The organism is Kibdelosporangium aridum (assembly GCF_900176515.1).
GTDB lineage: Bacteria > Actinomycetota > Actinomycetes > Mycobacteriales > Pseudonocardiaceae > Kibdelosporangium > Kibdelosporangium aridum.
Genome location: NZ_FWXV01000002.1, coordinates 1,406,663 through 1,423,450, shown reverse-complemented (window position 1 = coordinate 1,423,450; position 16,788 = coordinate 1,406,663). Strand labels below are relative to the sequence as shown.

Here is a 16,788-nt window from a genome sequence, read left to right as displayed (position 1 = left end):
GCTTGTTGCGCAAGCTGCATGGTGTTGCGGATAGTGCGCACAGGAGGCTGGTGTGGCTGGACCGAAGGTCGTGATCATCGGGGCCGGAGTGGTAGGTGCCGCCCTCGCCGACGAGCTGACCACCAAAGGCTGGACCGACGTCACGGTCGTCGATCAGGGCCCGCTGCCCACGCCCGGCGGTTCGTCGTCGCACGCGCCCGGCCTGGTGTTCCAGGCCAACGGGTCCAAGACGATGACCGAGCTGGCCAGCTACACCGTGCAGAAGCTGGTCGAGCTGGACTGCTTCCTGCAGGTCGGCGGCCTCGAAGTGGCGCTGACGCCCGAGCGTGAGCAGGAGCTGCACCGCAGGCACGGTTGGCTGACGTCATGGGGCGTCGAGGGCACGGTCCTCGACGCCGACGAAACGAGGAAGCTGTACCCGTTGCTGCGCGAGGACACCGTGCGCGCGGGCCTGCACGTGCCGACCGACGGCCTGGCCAAGGCGGTCAAGGCCGTCGAGGTGCAGCTCAAGCGAGCCTCGGAACGAGGCGCGAAGCTGTTGGAGCGCCACGAGGTCCTGGACATCCAGACCGAAGGTGATCGCGTCATCGGCGTGGTCACGGACAAGGGCGAGCTGCCTGCGGACATCGTGGTCTGCTGCGCCGGGATCTGGGGTCCGAAGGTCGCCGGCCTGGTCGGCATGACGTTGCCGCTGGTCCCGCTCGCCCACCAGCTGGCGTGGACCGGCCAGGTCCCGGCGATCGCGGGCCAGCAGGCCGAGGCGGTCCGGCCGATCCTGCGCCACCAGGACGCGGACCTGTACTACCGCGACCGCCACGACACGATCGGCATCGGCTTCTACGGCCACCAGCCGATGCCGGTCGACGTGCACGACATCCTCAGCGTCGACAAGGCCGAGGTCATGCCGTCGGTGCTGCCGTTCACCGAGCAGGACTTCGAAGAGGCCTGGTACGAGACGCGCTGGCTGCTGCCGTCCACCAAGGACGCCAAGATCGAGGAAGGCATCAACGGCCTCTTCTCGTTCACCGTCGACGACATGCCGTTGCTCGGCGAGTCCCCCACGGTCAGCGGGTTCTGGGTCGCCGAGGCGGTCTGGGTCACGCACTCGGCAGGCGTGGCCAACGCGATGGCCGAGTGGCTCGTCGACGGCTACTGCAAGTCCTACGACCTGCACGAATGCGACGTGAACAGGTTCGAGAAGCACCACTTGGCACCCGACTACATCAAGGCCCGTGGCTGCCAGAACTTCGTCGAGGTCTACGACATCAAGCACCCGCTGCAGCCGATGGAGGCGCCGCGGCCACTGCGCACGAGCCCGTTCTACCAGCGGCAGAAGGAACTCGGCGCGTACTTCCTCGAAGCCAACGGCTGGGAGCGGCCGCAGTGGTACGAGGTGAATCTGGATCAGTTGCAGGACCGTCAGGTGCACCAGCCCAACGCATGGGCCGCCGAATACTGGTCGCCCATCGCGGCCGTCGAAGCACAGATCACCCGTGAGCGCGTCGCCCTCTATGACATGACAGCCCTGAAGCGGCTGATGGTCGAAGGCCGTGGTGCGGCGGACTTCCTGCAGCGGATGACCACGGGCGATGTGAACAAGTCCGTCGGTTCGGTGACGTACTGCCTGCTGCTGGACATCGACGGCGGCATCCGCAGTGACGTCACCGTGGCGCGACTGGCCAAGGACCAGTTCCAGGTGGGCGCCAACGGAAACCTGGACCTGGACTGGTTCACCCGGCACCTGCCCGACGACGTGTCGGTCCGTGACATCACCGCGAGTACGTGCTGCCTCGGCGTGTGGGGCCCGCAAGCGCGTGACCTCGTACAACCGTTGACCGACATCGATCTGACCGCGTTGAAGTACTTCCGCGGCAAGCAGGGCTACATCGGCAACGTCCCGGTCACCGCACTGCGACTGTCCTATGTGGGTGAACTGGGCTGGGAGCTGTACACCACGGCTGACATGGGCCTGAAGCTGTGGGACACGCTGTGGGCGGCCGGTGAGCAGTACGGCCTGATCGCGGGTGGCCGGGCAGCGTTCAACAGCCTGCGCCTGGAGAAGGGCTACCGGTCGTTCGGCACAGACATGACCTACGAGCACGATCCGTTCGAGGCAGGTCTTGGGTTCGCGGTGAAGATGTCCAAGGATTTCATCGGCAAGGCCGCCCTCAAGCCGGGTGAGCCGAAGCGCAAGCTCACGTGCCTGACGCTGGACGACACTGTGATGGGCAAGGAACCGGTGTTCGACGGCGACACCTGCGTCGGTTACGTGACCAGCGCGGCCTACGGCCACACGATCGGCAAAGGCATCGCGTACGCCTGGTTGCCCGCTGAGCTGACCGCCCCGGGCCAGACCGTCCATATTGGATATTTCGATCGCCGGATCGAGGCGACCGTCGCCGAAGAGCCGCTGTTCGACCCCAAGATGACCCGGTTGAGGGGATAGCGATGGAGCACCCCGACTGGCTCTGGCGTACCCCCGAGCCGAAGAAGTCCTATGACGTCATCATCGTCGGCGCGGGCGGACACGGCCTGGCCACTGCTTACTACCTCGCGCGCAACCACGGCATCACGAACGTGGCCGTGCTGGAGAAGGGCTGGCTGGCCGGCGGGAACATGGCCCGCAACACCACGATCATCCGGTCCAACTACCTCTGGGACGAAAGCGCCGCGATCTACGAGCACGCCCTGAAACTCTGGGAAGGCCTGCAGGAGGACCTGGAGTACGACTTCCTGTTCAGCCAGCGCGGCGTGCTCAACCTCGCGCACACGCTGCAGGACATCCGCGAGGGCACGCGGCGTGTCAATGCCAACCGCCTCAACGGGATCGACGGCGAATGGCTCACGCCGGAGGAGGTCGCCAAGGTCTGCCCGATCGTCAACATCTCGCCGGACGTGCGCTATCCCGTACTCGGCGGGACATGGCAGCCGCGCGCCGGGATCGCCAAGCACGACTATGTGGCCTGGGCTTTCGCGCGTAAGGCCGACCGGTACGGCGTCGACCTCATCCAAGGCTGCGAGGTCACCGGCTTCATCACCGACGGCAACCGCGTCACCGGTGTGGAAACGAATCGCGGCCCGATCCACGCGGGGCGGATCGGGCTCGCGGCCGCCGGGCACACCAGCGTGCTCGCCTCGACCCTCGGCATTCGCCTGCCGCTGCAAAGCCATCCGTTGCAAGCGCTTGTTTCAGAGCTGCTCGAACCCGTGCACCCGACCGTGGTCATGTCGAACCACGTGCACGTCTACGTCAGCCAGGCGCACAAGGGTGAGCTGGTCATGGGCGCGGGCATCGACTCGTACAACTCCTATGGCCAACGCGGTTCGGTGCACGTGATCGAACAACAGATGGCCGCGGCCTTGGAGCTGTTCCCGATCTTCGCGCGGGCGCACCTGATCCGGACGTGGGGCGGGATCGTGGACGTCACGCCGGACGCGTCACCGATCATCGGCCGCACACCGGTGGAGAACCTGTTCGTCAACTGCGGCTGGGGAACCGGCGGGTTCAAGGCGACGCCGGGTGTGGGTTGGGTGTTCGCGCACACGTTGGCGCACGGCGAGCCGCACACGTTGAACGAGCCGTTCACCCTGGAGCGCTTCACCACGGGTGCCCTGATCGACGAACACGGCGCCGCGGCCGTCGCACACTGAGGAGAGGCATGCTGCTGATCAGTTGTCCCTGGTGCGGCGAGCGCGAGGAGACCGAGTTCCACTACGGCGGCCAGGCGTTCGTGGCCTACCCCGCCGATCCCGAGTCGCTGTCGGACGAAGAATGGGCGCAGTACGTGTTCTTCCGTGACAACCCCAAGGGCGACTTCGCCGAGCGGTGGGTGCACACCGCCGGGTGCCGCCGCTGGTTCAACACCGTCCGCAACACCGTGACCAGCGAGTTCCAGTCATGAGGCTCGCTGAGGGCGGCGAGATCGACCGCACGAAACCGCTGCGCTTCGTTGTCGACGACGTCTCATACGAAGGCTTCGAGGGCGACACGCTGGCGTCCGCCATGCTCGCCAACGGCGTTATGCAGGTCGCGCCTTCGCTGTACAAGCAGCGCCCGCGCGGCATTTTCTCCGCCGGAGTTGAGGAGCCGAACGCTCTCGTCCAGGTCGGCTCCGAACCTTCGCTCCAGGCGACAACCGTCAAACTCACCGACGGCCTGGTAGCACGCACACTGTCCGGGATCGGCCGTCTCGTCCCGGATCCCGAGGAACCCAGATACGACAAGCGTTTCACGCACACCGACGTCCTGGTGATCGGCGCGGGCCCGGCGGGACGCACGGCCGCGAAGACTGCCGCATCGGGTGGTGCCCGCGTGATCCTCGCGGGAATGTCGTACCCCTCCGGTAACGTGAAATTCAGGGGTTCCCCCCAGGGAATTGTTGGTGCGGAAGAGGCTGCGGAGCTGCGGGTCCTGCACGGGGCCACGGCTTTCGGGTACTACGACAGCAATTATGTGCTCGTCGCGCAGGGCCAGACGCTGTGGCACATCCGGGCGCGGCGGGTGATCCTGGCGACCGGCGCGCATGAGCAGCCGATCGTCTTCGAGAACAACGACCGGCCAGGGATCATGCTCGCTGGCGCGGTCCGCAAGTACATCACCAAGTACGCGGTCCTGCCCGGCCGCAAAGTTGTTGTCTTCACGACGAACGACAGCGCGTATGGAACAGTGGCCGCGCTCGTCCAAGCTGGGGCTGAGGTGACGGTCGTCGACTCACGCCCGAGCCCTCCGGACCTCGCGCCGAAGAGTGTCGAGGTGATCAGTGGCGTGATCACGAACACCGAAGGCGAACCCAGGATCACCGCTGTGTCCACAAGGGACCGTCGCATCGAGTGTGATCTGCTTGCGGTGTCCGGTGGTTGGCAGCCCGCGGTGCACTTGTTCAGCCAGTCGCGCGGCACCTTGAAGTGGACCGGTCAAGCGTTTGTTCCGGACACCCCAGCGCAGCAGAACCGAGTCGTCGGAGCTGCGAACGGGACCTTCGACACGAGAGCGGCGTTGATCGAAGCGGCCGAAGCGGGAGTCGAAGCCGCGGCCGCCGTCGGTTATCCCGTCGAGCCGCCGCCTCTTCCTGCGGTGCAGTCCCGTGAGATCACGCCGGAACAACCCGTCTGGCTGGTACCGGGTGATCCGCAGAACCAGTTCGTTGACCTGCAACGGGATGCGACGGTCGCGGACATCCAGCGCGCGGTCGGTGCCGGGATGCGGTCGCCCGAGCACGTCAAGCGGTACACGACCATCGGCACGGGCGCTGACCAGGGCCGTACGTCGAACATCCCGGCGCTGGGCGTCATCGCTGAGGCACTCGGCACAACGCCCGGCGAACTTGGCACCACCACATTCCGGGCGCCGAACGTGCCTGTGTCGTTCGCGCTGATGGCCGGACGTGATCGAGGCAAGCTGCACGATCCGATTCGGACAACGCCGATCCACGAATGGCATGTCAAGCAAGGGGCGGAGTTCGAGAACGTCGGCCAGTGGAAGCGGCCGTGGTTCTACCCGAAGCCCGGCGAGGACATGGAAACCGCTGTGCTGCGTGAATGCCGTGCGGCCAGGACCGGCGTCGGCATGCAGGACGCGAGCACCCTCGGCAAGATCGAAGTGGTCGGCACGGACGCGGGCGAGTTCCTGAACCGCATGTACACCAACGCTTTCAAGAAGCTGGCGGTCGGCTCGGCGCGGTACGGGATCATGTGCAAGGCCGACGGCATGGTCTTCGACGACGGCGTGACCATGCGCCTGGCCGAAGACCGCTACTACGTCACAACCACGACCGGTGGCGCGGCGAACGTGCTCGACTGGTTCGAGGAGTGGTCACAGACCGAATGGCCGGAGCTCGACGTCCGCTTCACTTCGGTGACCGAGCAGTGGTCCACGATCGCGGTCGTCGGTCCACAGTCCCGCGCGGTGGTCGGCCTGGTCGCGCCGGAGCTGGACGTGTCCAATGAGGCCTTCCCGTTCATGACGTTCCGGGAAACCACGCTGGTGAACGGTATCCCGGCGCGGATCGCCCGGATCTCGTTCTCCGGCGAACTCGCCTACGAGGTGAACGTGTCCGGCTGGTACGGCCTCGCCGCGTGGGAAGCGATCTATGAGGAAGGCAAGCCGTACGGCATCACCCCATACGGCACGGAAACCATGCACGTGCTGCGGGCGGAGAAGGGCTTCCCGATCGTCGGCCAGGACACCGACGGCACGGTAACCCCGCATGACCTGGGCATGTCGTGGATCGTGTCCAAGCAGAAGCACTTCGTGGGCAAGCGCTCGCTCAGTCGGCCGGACACCGCCCGGTCCGACCGCAAGCACCTGGTCGGTCTGCTGCCCATCGACCCGACAGAGCTGCTGCCCGAAGGCGCGCAGATGGTCACCCCGGATGCCGACCTCACCCCGCCAGTCCCGATGGAAGGACACGTGACCTCGAGTTACCGCAGTGCGGTGCTGGAGCGCACGTTCGCCCTGGCGTTGATCCGCAACGGCCGCAACCGGATCGGTGAGACGCTGCTGGCGCCGCTCGGCGACCGGGTGATCGCCGCGACCGTGACCGAGCCGGTGTTCTACGACAAGGAAGGTGCCCGCCGTGACGGTTGAGTCGCTCCGCCGTAGCCCCTTGGCGGATTACCCGGGCATCACCGAGATCCCGTTCCTGACCATGGTCAACGTCCGGGCCATGCCGACCAGTGACGCGGCCGCCCGGATCTCCGAACGGCTCGGCGGTCCGCTGCCCGTGGTGCCGAACTCCGTGGTGGAGGCGGGTTCCCGGGACATCCTGTGGCTGGGCCCGGACGAGTGGCTGGTCGTCGGCCCGGACGGCGACACCGAACTCCTCGGCCTGCTCCAAGAACCGTCGGCGTCCGTTGTGGACGTGTCGGCGAACCGGACGACCATCGAAGTGCGCAGCCGTGATTTGTTGGAACACGGCTGCACGCTGGACCTTCACCCCCGAGCGTTCCACGCTGGCCGGTGCGCGCAGACCACGATCGCCCGAACCCAGGTGATCCTCTGGCAGACCTCGGACGAGCCGGTCTATCGCTTGCTCGTTCGGGGCTCGTTCGCGACCTACCTGGCCGACTGGTTGTCCGACGGCAGCTGAACGATCGGCAACACCTCGTCGATCGGCAACTGCCTGATCCGGTACCGGGTCCACTGCCAGAAGATGTTCAGCACGAGGATGCCGAACGCGGGGCCCAACAGGATCGGGCCGACGCCGAGAAAAGGCAGCATGAGCGCGACTGTGAACCCGACAATGCCCCCGAGGGCCACCGCGATGAGCAGTGCCGAGTTGTACCGGCGCTTCCACTCGATCACCTTGTTGCGCCCGGCGCGCCACCCGTCGAAATGACCGGCGTCGACCGCGCGCACCACGGTGGCCACGTCGCCCTTCCCGAGCTCGTCGAGCAATTGCTCGGGCGGCAACCGGTGTTCGTACTGCTGCACGCGTGGCCGGACCGTCGCTTCGTCGACGCCCATTGCCTCCGCGATCCGCTTGGCTGCTCGCGCCTGCTTGTCCGGTGCTTGCCTTGACGGCAGTACCGCGTTCAACAGGGCCATCGAGGCCTTGCGCGCCCGGCCGTAGTCAGCGAGTTGCGCCATCACGTTCATCGCTGCTTTGTCGTCGCCCCAGCTCCAGCCGAACGCCACCGCGGCGACCGGAAGGATCAGCATGGCTTGGTCGTCCCACGCGAACACCACAGCTGCCTTGTGGGTCTTGCGCGTCACCTTGTAGCCCCATTGCGTGGCCACCGAGAGACTCATCTGATCCCGTGGCACGACCACAGTCCCCGACTCGACTTCGACGAGCACGGAACGCATCCCGTACCGATGCAGCACGGCCCGCACCTCGTGGATCGGCGCGGCGCACCAGATGAGCAGTCGAGCGTTGATCACAGGTCACCCACGTAGGGGATCTCGTAGACCTTTTCCGAGGACATCCAGTGCCGCAGGGTCATCGTGGCGCGCACATCGTCCTCGTTGTAGATGTACAGGCGTTCCCGTTGGTCTGGTTTCGGCTCGTCGCCGTCCATCCCGACGGCGTCGCGGTACCAGCGCATCGAGTTCTCGCCGCTGGCCTCCGGGTCGCGCCAGCTGAAGCCTGCGGCAGGCGCGATGATCTTCAGGCCTTTGCCCTGCGCGCACAGGAACTGCTCCTGGACGCTGCGGAACAGGTCGAACCACGCGTCCGAGTCGATGAACTCCTGCACCTGGTGTTCGGTCGGGATACCTGGCCTGCCCTTGAACCTGCGGGCGGACGCGAGCAGCCATCGGTTCTCGGCGAGTTCGTTGTAGCAGTAGGCACGGAAGGTCAGGCCGCGTGCGCGGGCCCGCAGCCGCACGCCCATCAGCCATTCCCAGAACTCCGCGAACGAACGTGCCTCGTCCTTGGTCGGCAACGGCTCCCAGGTGGCGAACGCGCGATACCCCTGGCGCTCGCCGACATCGGCACCGCTGAGCAGCGCGCCCCACATGTACGCGCCTGCGTCGCCGAAGCTCTCCATGTCCACGTCGACCTCGACGTCGGCCCGTGGCACCGTCACCTCGGCCACGCGGCGGACCATCGTGAGGTCACGCAGCCACGCCTTGGCCAACGCGATGGCGTCGTCCGATGGCAGCCCGACCAGTTGCAAGTCCGTCCCGAGCGGGACCTCCGCCAGTTCGTCGACGGTCTGTACGCCCGCGGCCCGCAGTGTTATCGCGTCCTCGCCGCGTGCCACGAGGCTGACGTCCCGCTTCTCCATCAAGGTGACTTCACAGATCGGCCACCACGGGCAGCTCCGGCACTCCAGGATGCGCGACGGCCGCGCCAGCGGTTGTCCCCCATTGGCTGCTGCGGCGGCGACGGCGAGACGGTCGGAGAACCGGTTGTCGTACTCCGACAACGCCGTCCGACCGCCTGGCCATGTTGGCGCTTCTAGGTCATGCCACGCCACGACGTCCGCGTCCAGGCCGATCACACCGCCGACCGCGCGCCCGGACGCCGCGTAGCCAGCGGCCTGCAGCATCCGCCATGCGTGGGCGAGCCGCATTTGGTCACGCGGTTGCGGGCGGATCTTGCGCAACGGGTCCACGCGGCTGCCGTTCGGCATCGGCTCGCCCAATGGTGAGGTACGGGCGCCTTGGCCGGGGTCAGTCACCTTGTGCCGGACGACCAGCACCGGTACGTAGCCTTTGTCGGTCTTGACCAGCAAGTCGATCGAGCCCCGCCGACCGCCGAGGGGATCACGCGGCAGCTGCGCGGCCCAGATGAACCGGGCGCCTGCGGTCAGCATGGCCAGCGTTGCCTGCTCACGGTCGGTTCCACGCAGGTCAGGACCGGCGGGGATCTCCATCCAGTCCGGGCCGACCAGCCGCGCCACCCGGTCGGCGACCGCGCGGCGATGTGCCGTCGCGTCCGCTTTTCTCTGCTGGCCGGTGGGGTCGGGGGCGGCTCTCGGGGCGTCCCGCATGGCCGGGTCGTGCTCCAAGTGCACCCGCCGCCGGCAACGGTTGACCACACCAGCGTCGAGCAGCACCGAATCCGTCACAGTGAGCACTCTAGGCGAGGCCACTCGCAGCCGAGATGCTGCTGTTGCCGCCCGCCAGTAGGTTGAGGGCCATGAGCGCGACGAAGCGAACGCCACGGATAAATCCGCGCAGCGCGAAAAACGCAGTCGCCGTCGCCAAGGTCATCGGCCCGGCGATCGCGCCCATTCTGATTCCGTTCGCCGTGAAAGCCGCGGCCACGCTCCGCAACCTCAAGGACAACCGCCGGGCTCACAAACTCGGGGTTCCCATCACTGACCTCGCGAAATACACCGGCAGGGGTGCGGTGCTGCACGCCAGGATCGCCGGGCTGTCCGAGGTGCTGCAGGAGCTTGCAGACCGCGGCAAGGACGAGCACTTCGTCACGGAGACGTCCGACACGCTGGCCAAACTCACCTCAGCCGTGCGTGCCGCGGAACGCATGCCCCCCGCGAAGCGCAGGACCGTGCACAAGGCGGTCGCCGTCGAGTTGGACCAGATGGAGCAGCGACTCCTGCACAAGTTGGGCATCTGAGACGTCTCGGTTCATTAATCCGGCCGTCTCATTCAGCGCGACTCGTTGGCTACGCTCCACCGTGTGAGAAAGCGACCGGTCACCGCGCGCAGCGCGATGCGTGGCTGGACGCTGGCCGTGAGCTCGGGTGCGCTGGCCATCGCCGCGCACGGCATGGCAGGCGGCGCGACGCCGGATGCCGCCCTCGCTGTCCTGCTGACCATGATCGTCGCGTGGGCAGGCACAGCTGTCGCCAGCCGCTTCGATGGGCCGTTGTCGGTGCTCACAGCCCTCGGAATGGCCCAGGGAGCGATGCACCTGGTCCTCAACTACGCGGTGCCCTCGCACATCGGCCACCACCAGCTCTTCGACCCGATGGTGATGCTCGCGACGCACGCGGGCGCGACCTTGGTGACCGCGCTGCTGCTGGCCAAGGCGGACGCAGCCGTCGGCTTGATCGGCTCGGCGATGCGGCTGCTGCTCGACCTGATCGAGCCGCCGAAGTTCCCCGCGGTCGCCAGCGCGACATATGCGCTGCCGGAATCGCCGGAGCGGATCGATCACATCCGTGCCGTGCTGCTGCGCCGCGTGCACACCAGACGCGGTCCGCCTGCCTGCTCCTGAAACCAGATCTCCCCACTCACCCCTGCACCTTCAGGAGCACTTTCACCATGTCTACAAATCGATTTTTGGCGCGCGGTTTTGCCGTGGCGATCGCCGCCGGAGCCCTCGTTCTCGCTGGTGGCGGCGTCGCCAGCGCCCACGTGACGGCCAACGTCACCGAGCCGCCCAAGAAGGGCGGCTACTCCAAGATCACCTTCCGGGTGCCGAACGAGGACAACACCCAGGGCACGATCAAGCTCACGCTGGTGTTCCCCAAGGACACCCCGCTGACCGGCGCCCGGCCCAAACCGGTCCCCGGCTGGACGTCCGAGGTCAAGAAGGTCGCACTGGACAAGCCGGTCAAGGGCGGTCACGGCGCCGAGGTCAAGGAAGCGATCGACACGATCACCTGGACCGCGCAGCCGGGCACCCGGATCAACCCCGGCGAGTTCCAGGAGTTCGACATCTCCGCCGGTCCGTTGCCGGACGTCGACCAGCTGGTCATCCCCGCGATCCAGACGTACGACGGCGCCAAGGGCGACGTGAAGTGGGACGCCCCGCCGACCCCGGGCAGCGAGCCCGAGCACCCGGCCCCGGTCGTCAAGCTCGTCTCAGCCGCTGCGGGCGAGGACGCACACGGCAGTGCGGGCAGCCAGGCCGCGGTGAAGCCCGCTGCCTCGGACACGCACAACGAGGCCGCGGCGGCCGGGACTGACAACACCGCGCGCTGGCTCGGTGGCATCGGCCTTGTCGTCGGAGCACTCGGCCTCGGCCTGGGTATCGGCGCCACGCTGCGCGCGAAGCGGGTGACCGCCACCGCTCGTGGAGGCGAGAAGGCATGAGGCGGTTCGTAGCCGCGACGTTGTTGGCCGGCCTGGCGTTCGTCGGGCTGGCCACTCCGGCCCTCGCGCACAACTCGTTGGTGGACTCCAACCCCAAGGACAAAGTGGCCTTGGAGTCGGGCCCGCAGACCATCACGCTCACGTTCGACCAGCCGGTCCAGGGCGGCGAGGGGATCAACACGATCTCCGTGCTCGACCCGCAGAACAACCACTGGGAAGCGGCTCCGCCGCAGGTGGACAGCACCCAGGTGACTGCGCCGGTGCGGCCGCTCGGCCCGAGTGGCGTCTACCGCATCGCGTGGCGGGTGCTGTCGGCTGACGGTCACCCCGTGCAGGGCGAACTGTCGTTCACGGTCAACAAAGCGGGCGACGGCACGCCTTTGCCCGCGGAAGAACTTGCCAAGTTCAAGAACGGCGCGGGTACTGCCGCGCCGGGTGCGACCGACGAGGGCGGCGGCGGAATCCCCACCTGGGTGTGGATCGTCGGTGCCGTGATCGTGCTCGGCGTCGGCATCGTGTTCGCACTTCGTATGGGCGGCAAGGAAGACGACGCCTGATGAGCTCGACCCGGGCCACCGGTTCGCCTCGGTTCGCCCTGGTCGGTGCGCTGGTCTCGGCCGCGATCGTCGGTGTCCTCATTGGACTCACGATCACCGCGACCACCGCACTGCCAGGATTGCCCGAGGCGGATGCGGTGGTCCGGTACGGCATCCCGGTCGTCCGGGTGCTGCTGGACATGGCCGCGGTCGTCACCGTCGGGCTTTCCCTGCTGCCCCTGCTGATCGGCTTCGACCGCCCGAAACTCGCCGAGGCTGTACTGGCCGGCACGCGCCGCGTGACTGTCGCAAGTGCGCTCACGTGGGCGATCACCGCGTTGGTCGCGCTCGTATTGCAAACCGCCGAGCTACGACTGTCGCAATCGGTCACTCTCACCGCGATCTGGGACTACGTCCGGACGGTCGGCGCGGGCAAGGCGCTTGTCGCGGTGTTCCTGTTCGCGATGCTGTGCGCCTTTCTCGCGGCTTGGACCGTCCGCAAAGGCGAGTCCGTACCCGCTGAGCTCCGCGCGGCCGCTGCGTTGTTCACGCTCTTGCCGCTGCCCGTGACCGGTCACGCCACCGACTGGTCGTGGCACGACATCACGATGGTCTCGATGGAACTGCACGTGCTCGCCGCGGTCACGTGGACCGGCGGGCTGGGCGCAGTCGTGGTCCTGTTGGCCGCGAATCGCACGCTGCTGGCACACGCATTGCCGCGATTCTCCAAACTGGCCACCACGTGCATTGTGATCTCGGCAGTCACCGGACTGTTCAACGGAATCGCGGAATTGGTCCTCACCCCCGGCAGCTCGCTGTGGCGTGACCTCTTTGGAACGGGCTATGGCGTACTCGTTCTGCTCAAGATCACCTGCGTTGTCCTGCTAGGACTGCTCGGCGCGAACATCCGGTGGCGACTGCTGCCGGGCATCTTGCGGCACAAGCGGACCGCGTTGGTCTCGTGGGCCACGGCTGAACTGACGATCATGGGCCTGGCCTTCGGCTTCGCCGTCGTGCTCACCCGCGCGCCAGTGGCGTGATCATCCGCCGTTCGTCGCAAGTGGAAGATTATGTGGCGGCCGTCACGTCCGCCGAAAAAGCCCGCGAAAATCCGAAGAGTCGAGCGGTCAGTCCTGTTCGGTGAACTGCGCAGGTTCGTGCGGTCGGCGGAGCTCGGAAAGCCGCTGCATGGTCGCCGCGCCACGCTTCTCGAGTTCCTTGCGGTTGATCCAGCCGGCCGCGAAGTGCCGGTAGCTCTGCGCCAGCATCACGAGTTCGGCTAGGTAGTCCGCAGCCCGGCGACGACTGTCCTCAGGCAACCGGGAGACCAGAGCGAGCTGAGCTTCCACCACTTCGTCCAGCACTTGGGCGGACCGCAGCGCGCGCTTGACGCGCCGACCATCACCGACTGTCCTGCTCAGCAGCCCCAACACCGTGATCAATCACCTCTTGGTGAGCGAAACTCGACGAGAACTTGAACACAGAGTAGCCGATACCCCGGTTGGGGCAACGGCGGCCATCTGTCGAGAAAGGATTCGCTCAGCGAGGCCCCGGCGTTACCGCCATTCAGGTGTATCGGGCCCACCGTGCGCGGGTGTCCCCACGCCGGAAATCACCGAGACGGCGCATCAACTCCGGCCGGACCTCGGGGTTGCTGCGCACACTCGGCAGCACACTGGTGATCAGCTTCAGCTCTCTGACCTCGCGCAACACCCGGAAGCCGCTCCATCGGGTGACGTCGAAACCGTAGGCCCGGACAATCTCACGGTACGTACGCGCCGGCTCGCCGAAGCGGCCGACTCCCACCGCGACAGGTGTCAGATCCCACTCCGGCGGACCGAGCGAAGTGGAATCGAAGTCACACAACACCGGCCCGTCCGGCGACGGGATCAAGTTGCCCAGATGCGCGTCCCCGTGCAGAACCGCGGGCGGCAGTTCGAAGTTCAGACCGGAGAGCTCTTCGGACAGCCGCTCGCACGTGTCCAGCAGGAACTGGTGGTCGTCGTCGCTGATGTCCTCGGCGTCGTCGATCCGCTTGAGCACGTCGTCGAGGGGATCCCACGCGGGCAGGTCGAACGGCGGCGGCGCGAGGTTGTGGATCCGCTTCAGCAGTTCGCCCAGGTCCCGGCCACGAGGCTGGCGGCCGCCGTCCGGCACGACATCCCAAACCGTCGCCAGGTGTTCACCGGCTCGTACCGGTTGGGTGACACCGGCCAGCAGCCGAACGGACGGAATCTCGTGCTCGGCGAACCACGCGGCGACCCTGACGACCTTCTCGACCCGATGCCGCAGCGCGTGTGACCCGACGATACGGACCACCGCGGTATCGCCGACCAGGCGATACACCGCGTTGTTGGTGAATCTGAGCAGGGTGGCGCCCGTGGCCTCCAAGCCGATCTGGTCGCAGATCAGCGTCAACGCGGCGGCGAGGCTGTCACGGCTGAACCGTCCCTCGGATGTGACCATGGAACCGGTTCGCAGTGGCTCGGCCTGCTCACGCGTCCGCGTCGAAGTACTTGTTGAGCGCGTCGGAGAGTTCACGGGCTTGGCTGTTGTTGCGGCGCTTGTCCGCCTCCTGCTTCAGCGGCCGCATGCGGTCCTTCGCACGGCCCGAAGTGAGGTTCTCGGCCAGTTCGACCGCGGACCGACCGACCTTGGCGCCGTGGTCGATGTCGCCCTCGATCAGGTGATTGGTGGCAAGCGCACTGAGGTTGAAGGTCTTACTGCGGGCCATGTCGTCGCCGTAGGCGTCGATCGCCCGCTGCAATGCCGGGATCGCGTACTTCGTGTGCTTGGTGTCGACCTCTTGGGCGAGCACCGTGTGCACAGTGCCGATCATCGCGTGCACGTCGGTCTCGGTGAAGAACTTCACCCAGGTCTCGGCGCCGTCGAGGTCGGCACGGGCGAACTCGTCCCGCGTCCGGCCGAGCAGCTTCATCGTCTGCTCCCGCTGGCCCATCATCGCGTAGGCCCACGCCTCGTTCGCGCAGAGCACGGCCACCGCCAACTCCGAACCGGAGTTCTGCGCCGCGATCTGACCGAGCGAGAAGATCTTGAGCGCGTCGTTCGGCGCGCCGTTGTGCAAGTAGACCCGGCCCATCCGGTAGAGGATGTTGGCCACCAGCGGCTCGCTGCGGCCCTCTTTTGCCAGCTCAAGGCCCTTGCCGAAGTGGTTGCGGGCGGAGTCGAGCAGTCCGATGTCGAACGACGTCCATCCCGCAAGGTTGTGCAGGTCGGCCAGTGCGACGTGCAGGCGTTGCTTGACCACGTCGGTCGCTGATGCCCCCAGCATCTGCTGACCCCACGACAACTGCGCGATCACCGCGTCGCGGCAGGAACCACCGCCGTACTGGTAGTCCAACGAGCGCAACGCCCTGGTAGCGGCCTCAACCTGGCGCACATCCGTCATGCCGATCCGCCCGGGTGCCGGAGTCTGGATCGGGTTCGAGACCCACGGCCCGGAGTCCGCGCCGAACACGTTCGCGCCCATCGTGACGGCCGCGGCGTGCGCGAGGAACTTCCGACGCTTCACCGACTCTGCCTCCTCGGGGGTCTGGTCGTCGACCGTGGCGACGACGCGGACCCGTGTCTCCTCGTCATATGCGAGGCCCATGTAACCCCTTGGAACGCCCAGGCCTTGGGCGATCCTCGCGAGCACGTCATAGGCCATGACCTGGCGACCTTTGAGGATCTCCGATACCTCGGACTGCGACTGGCCGGTCTGCGCGGCGATCTGCCGCTGCGAGATGCCGTGCTTTCGCAGCAGCCGGTAGACCTGACTGATCTCCCTCGCGGCAAGCGCTGCCCGCATGTCCGGCTTCTCCCAGACGTCGGCGGTTACCACAGCACCTTGTGACCCGGTGGAGTTCACTCGCGCCCCCTTGCAGTCCGTTGGGCGTCAACCGCAGAGTAAACACATTGCGGCAGGGCCGAGAAGTAGTGATCGGTCAGGCTGATCGGTCGGGCCGAAGTCCGCTGACCGCTTATCGTGAAACCTTGCCCGATCAGCTCACCATCACCCCGTTCGAGTTTGCCACGTACCAATCTAGTTTCTGGTAAGCATTCGAGCACGGAGGGAAACTTCTGATCGTGGACCTGGTCGGCTCGACGGTGACACGCCCCGCCCCCGCGCCCTCACCTGCACCGCAGGGAGAGTCGCAGGACACCCCTGGCCTCAGAGATCTGACCGGCTCTTTCTCCGGCCGTCAGGTATGGCACATCAGCTGCGGAGACGTCATCAACCGCGATCGCTGTCTCACCGTGCTGGTCAACGACCAGAACAAGGTGGTGCTCGTCGGACCTCCCGGCGAGACCGCGGTCCTGTCATCCGGCCAGCTCGGCCAGTTGCGGGACGCCCTACGAGAAGCCGCCGAGCAGGCGGAAAGGTGACGGTGACGCTCCCGTGGACGAGATACTCGGCCAGGTTTTGCGCAATGCGGTGTGGGAACGCCTTGACATGCTCTCCGAGCTGGCAACCCGCGCAGACGCCCCGTCCCTGCTGTCCGTGGCCCGATCGGAGCTGCCCCGCCTGACCGAAGGCTGGCGCGCGATGCTCTCGGCCCACGAGCCCGATGAGCGAGGCAACTGCCCTACCTGTTCGTCACGGTGGCGCCAGCAGAAGGCGCCGTGCTCGGTCTGGCGTGCGGCCTACGAGCACCTGGTAGCCGGCGGTCTCGCTCCAGCAGGAGGCAGGCACGTCCGCAGGGCTACCGCCAATCCGCGCCGTGTGGTGGCCGGCGCCCGATAGACCGGCGGTCCGGTTCGTCCGTCCCCCCGAGCGAGGCGAGCCGGACCGTCATC

The 16,788-nt window shown here is 66.9% G+C and carries 17 protein-coding genes; 12 read left to right on the top strand and 5 right to left on the bottom strand.

The features are described 5' to 3' along the window. Positions 1–52 precede the first annotated feature (52 nt). The 5 genes from B9C43_RS16285 to B9C43_RS16265 are packed head-to-tail and all read left to right on the top strand — an operon-like array spanning position 53 to position 7,088. Positions 53–2,446 carry a GcvT family protein gene (locus B9C43_RS16285; protein ID WP_084427268.1) on the top strand — a complete coding sequence of 798 codons (2,394 nt, stop codon included), beginning with the start codon at positions 53–55 and terminating at the stop codon, positions 2,444–2,446. 2 nt (positions 2,447–2,448) lie between these two features. Continuing rightward, positions 2,449–3,651, top strand: a complete 1,203-nt coding sequence (locus B9C43_RS16280; RefSeq protein WP_033381278.1) for a sarcosine oxidase subunit beta family protein — start codon at positions 2,449–2,451, stop codon at positions 3,649–3,651. Between the two features lie 8 nt (positions 3,652–3,659). Beyond that, positions 3,660–3,902, top strand: a complete 243-nt coding sequence (locus B9C43_RS16275; protein ID WP_037275655.1) for a sarcosine oxidase subunit delta — start codon at positions 3,660–3,662, stop codon at positions 3,900–3,902. Beyond that, positions 3,899–6,586, top strand: a complete 2,688-nt coding sequence (locus tag B9C43_RS16270; RefSeq protein WP_084427266.1) for a 2Fe-2S iron-sulfur cluster-binding protein — start codon at positions 3,899–3,901, stop codon at positions 6,584–6,586. The genes B9C43_RS16275 and B9C43_RS16270 overlap by 4 nt, the downstream gene beginning before the upstream one ends. After that, entirely contained in the window at positions 6,576–7,088 is a 513-nt protein-coding gene (locus tag B9C43_RS16265; RefSeq protein WP_235038640.1) for a sarcosine oxidase subunit gamma, read from the top strand. The genes B9C43_RS16270 and B9C43_RS16265 overlap by 11 nt, the downstream gene beginning before the upstream one ends. Here the strand turns inward: B9C43_RS16265 and B9C43_RS16260 are convergent. Then, positions 7,055–7,882: a hypothetical protein gene (locus B9C43_RS16260; protein WP_084427264.1), complete on the bottom strand. Its 828-nt coding sequence runs from the start codon at positions 7,880–7,882 to the stop codon at positions 7,055–7,057. The two genes, B9C43_RS16265 and B9C43_RS16260, sit on opposite strands and share 34 nt — an antisense overlap. Next, positions 7,879–9,516 (bottom strand): TM0106 family RecB-like putative nuclease, encoded by a 1,638-nt coding sequence (locus B9C43_RS16255; protein WP_200825554.1) that lies wholly within the window; start codon positions 9,514–9,516, stop codon positions 7,879–7,881. Before B9C43_RS16255 ends, B9C43_RS16260 begins: the two co-directional genes overlap by 4 nt. A gap of 71 nt (positions 9,517–9,587) precedes the next feature. Here B9C43_RS16255 and B9C43_RS16250 point away from each other — a divergent pair, with 71 nt between their 5' ends. From B9C43_RS16250 to B9C43_RS16230, 5 genes are all read left to right on the top strand, one after another. Beyond that, the gene (locus B9C43_RS16250; RefSeq protein WP_033381281.1) at positions 9,588–10,028 is read left to right on the top strand and encodes a DUF6474 family protein; all 441 of its coding nucleotides are present in this window, start codon (positions 9,588–9,590) and stop codon (positions 10,026–10,028) included. A gap of 63 nt (positions 10,029–10,091) precedes the next feature. Continuing rightward, a complete protein-coding gene (locus B9C43_RS16245; RefSeq protein WP_235038639.1) occupies positions 10,092–10,631 on the top strand; it encodes a hypothetical protein in 540 nt (179 codons plus the stop codon). A gap of 47 nt (positions 10,632–10,678) precedes the next feature. After that, the gene (locus B9C43_RS16240; RefSeq protein ID WP_084427260.1) at positions 10,679–11,452 is read left to right on the top strand and encodes a YcnI family copper-binding membrane protein; all 774 of its coding nucleotides are present in this window, start codon (positions 10,679–10,681) and stop codon (positions 11,450–11,452) included. Continuing rightward, on the top strand, positions 11,449–12,009 hold the full coding sequence (locus B9C43_RS16235) for a copper resistance CopC family protein (protein WP_084427258.1): 561 nt from the start codon (positions 11,449–11,451) through the stop codon (positions 12,007–12,009). The genes B9C43_RS16240 and B9C43_RS16235 overlap by 4 nt, the downstream gene beginning before the upstream one ends. Further along, positions 12,009–13,028 carry a copper resistance D family protein gene (locus B9C43_RS16230; protein ID WP_084427256.1) on the top strand — a complete coding sequence of 340 codons (1,020 nt, stop codon included), beginning with the start codon at positions 12,009–12,011 and terminating at the stop codon, positions 13,026–13,028. Before B9C43_RS16235 ends, B9C43_RS16230 begins: the two co-directional genes overlap by 1 nt. Before the next feature lie 87 nt (positions 13,029–13,115). Here the strand turns inward: B9C43_RS16230 and B9C43_RS16225 are convergent, their stop codons facing one another. The 3 genes from B9C43_RS16225 to B9C43_RS16215 all read right to left on the bottom strand — a co-directional run bounded on the left by B9C43_RS16225 (position 13,116) and on the right by B9C43_RS16215 (position 15,799). Continuing rightward, positions 13,116–13,421, bottom strand: coding sequence for a hypothetical protein (locus tag B9C43_RS16225; protein ID WP_235038709.1), 306 nt, complete (start codon positions 13,419–13,421; stop codon positions 13,116–13,118). A 133-nt stretch (positions 13,422–13,554) separates the two neighbouring features. Beyond that, entirely contained in the window at positions 13,555–14,454 is a 900-nt protein-coding gene (locus B9C43_RS16220) for an aminoglycoside phosphotransferase family protein (protein WP_084427254.1), read from the bottom strand. 28 nt (positions 14,455–14,482) lie between these two features. Continuing rightward, complete coding sequence (locus B9C43_RS16215) at positions 14,483–15,799, bottom strand: helix-turn-helix domain-containing protein (RefSeq protein ID WP_084428233.1); 1,317 nt, start codon at positions 15,797–15,799, stop codon at positions 14,483–14,485. 278 nt (positions 15,800–16,077) lie between these two features. Between B9C43_RS16215 and B9C43_RS16210 the strand changes: the two genes are divergently transcribed. Both B9C43_RS16210 and B9C43_RS16205 read left to right on the top strand, forming a co-directional pair. Next, on the top strand, positions 16,078–16,377 hold the full coding sequence (locus tag B9C43_RS16210; protein WP_033381291.1) for a hypothetical protein: 300 nt from the start codon (positions 16,078–16,080) through the stop codon (positions 16,375–16,377). Between the two features lie 13 nt (positions 16,378–16,390). After that, positions 16,391–16,735: a hypothetical protein gene (locus tag B9C43_RS16205; RefSeq protein ID WP_084427252.1), complete on the top strand. Its 345-nt coding sequence runs from the start codon at positions 16,391–16,393 to the stop codon at positions 16,733–16,735. Positions 16,736–16,788: the final 53 nt, after the last annotated feature.

Excerpts from the sequence above, each read along its gene's own strand:
- B9C43_RS16280 (WP_033381278.1), top strand. The coding sequence starts at position 2,449 with ATGGAGCACCCCGACTGGCTCTGGCGTACCCCCGAGCCGAAGAAGTCC.
- B9C43_RS16275 (WP_037275655.1), top strand. The coding sequence starts at position 3,660 with ATGCTGCTGATCAGTTGTCCCTGGTGCGGCGAGCGCGAGGAGACCGAG.
- B9C43_RS16230 (WP_084427256.1), top strand. The coding sequence starts at position 12,009 with ATGAGCTCGACCCGGGCCACCGGTTCGCCTCGGTTCGCCCTGGTCGGT.
- B9C43_RS16250 (WP_033381281.1), top strand. The coding sequence starts at position 9,588 with ATGAGCGCGACGAAGCGAACGCCACGGATAAATCCGCGCAGCGCGAAA.
- B9C43_RS16270 (WP_084427266.1), top strand. The coding sequence starts at position 3,899 with ATGAGGCTCGCTGAGGGCGGCGAGATCGACCGCACGAAACCGCTGCGC.
- B9C43_RS16215 (WP_084428233.1), bottom strand. The coding sequence starts at position 15,799 with ATGCGGGCAGCGCTTGCCGCGAGGGAGATCAGTCAGGTCTACCGGCTG.
- B9C43_RS16235 (WP_084427258.1), top strand. The coding sequence starts at position 11,449 with ATGAGGCGGTTCGTAGCCGCGACGTTGTTGGCCGGCCTGGCGTTCGTC.
- B9C43_RS16240 (WP_084427260.1), top strand. The coding sequence starts at position 10,679 with ATGTCTACAAATCGATTTTTGGCGCGCGGTTTTGCCGTGGCGATCGCC.
- B9C43_RS16220 (WP_084427254.1), bottom strand. The coding sequence starts at position 14,454 with ATGGTCACATCCGAGGGACGGTTCAGCCGTGACAGCCTCGCCGCCGCG.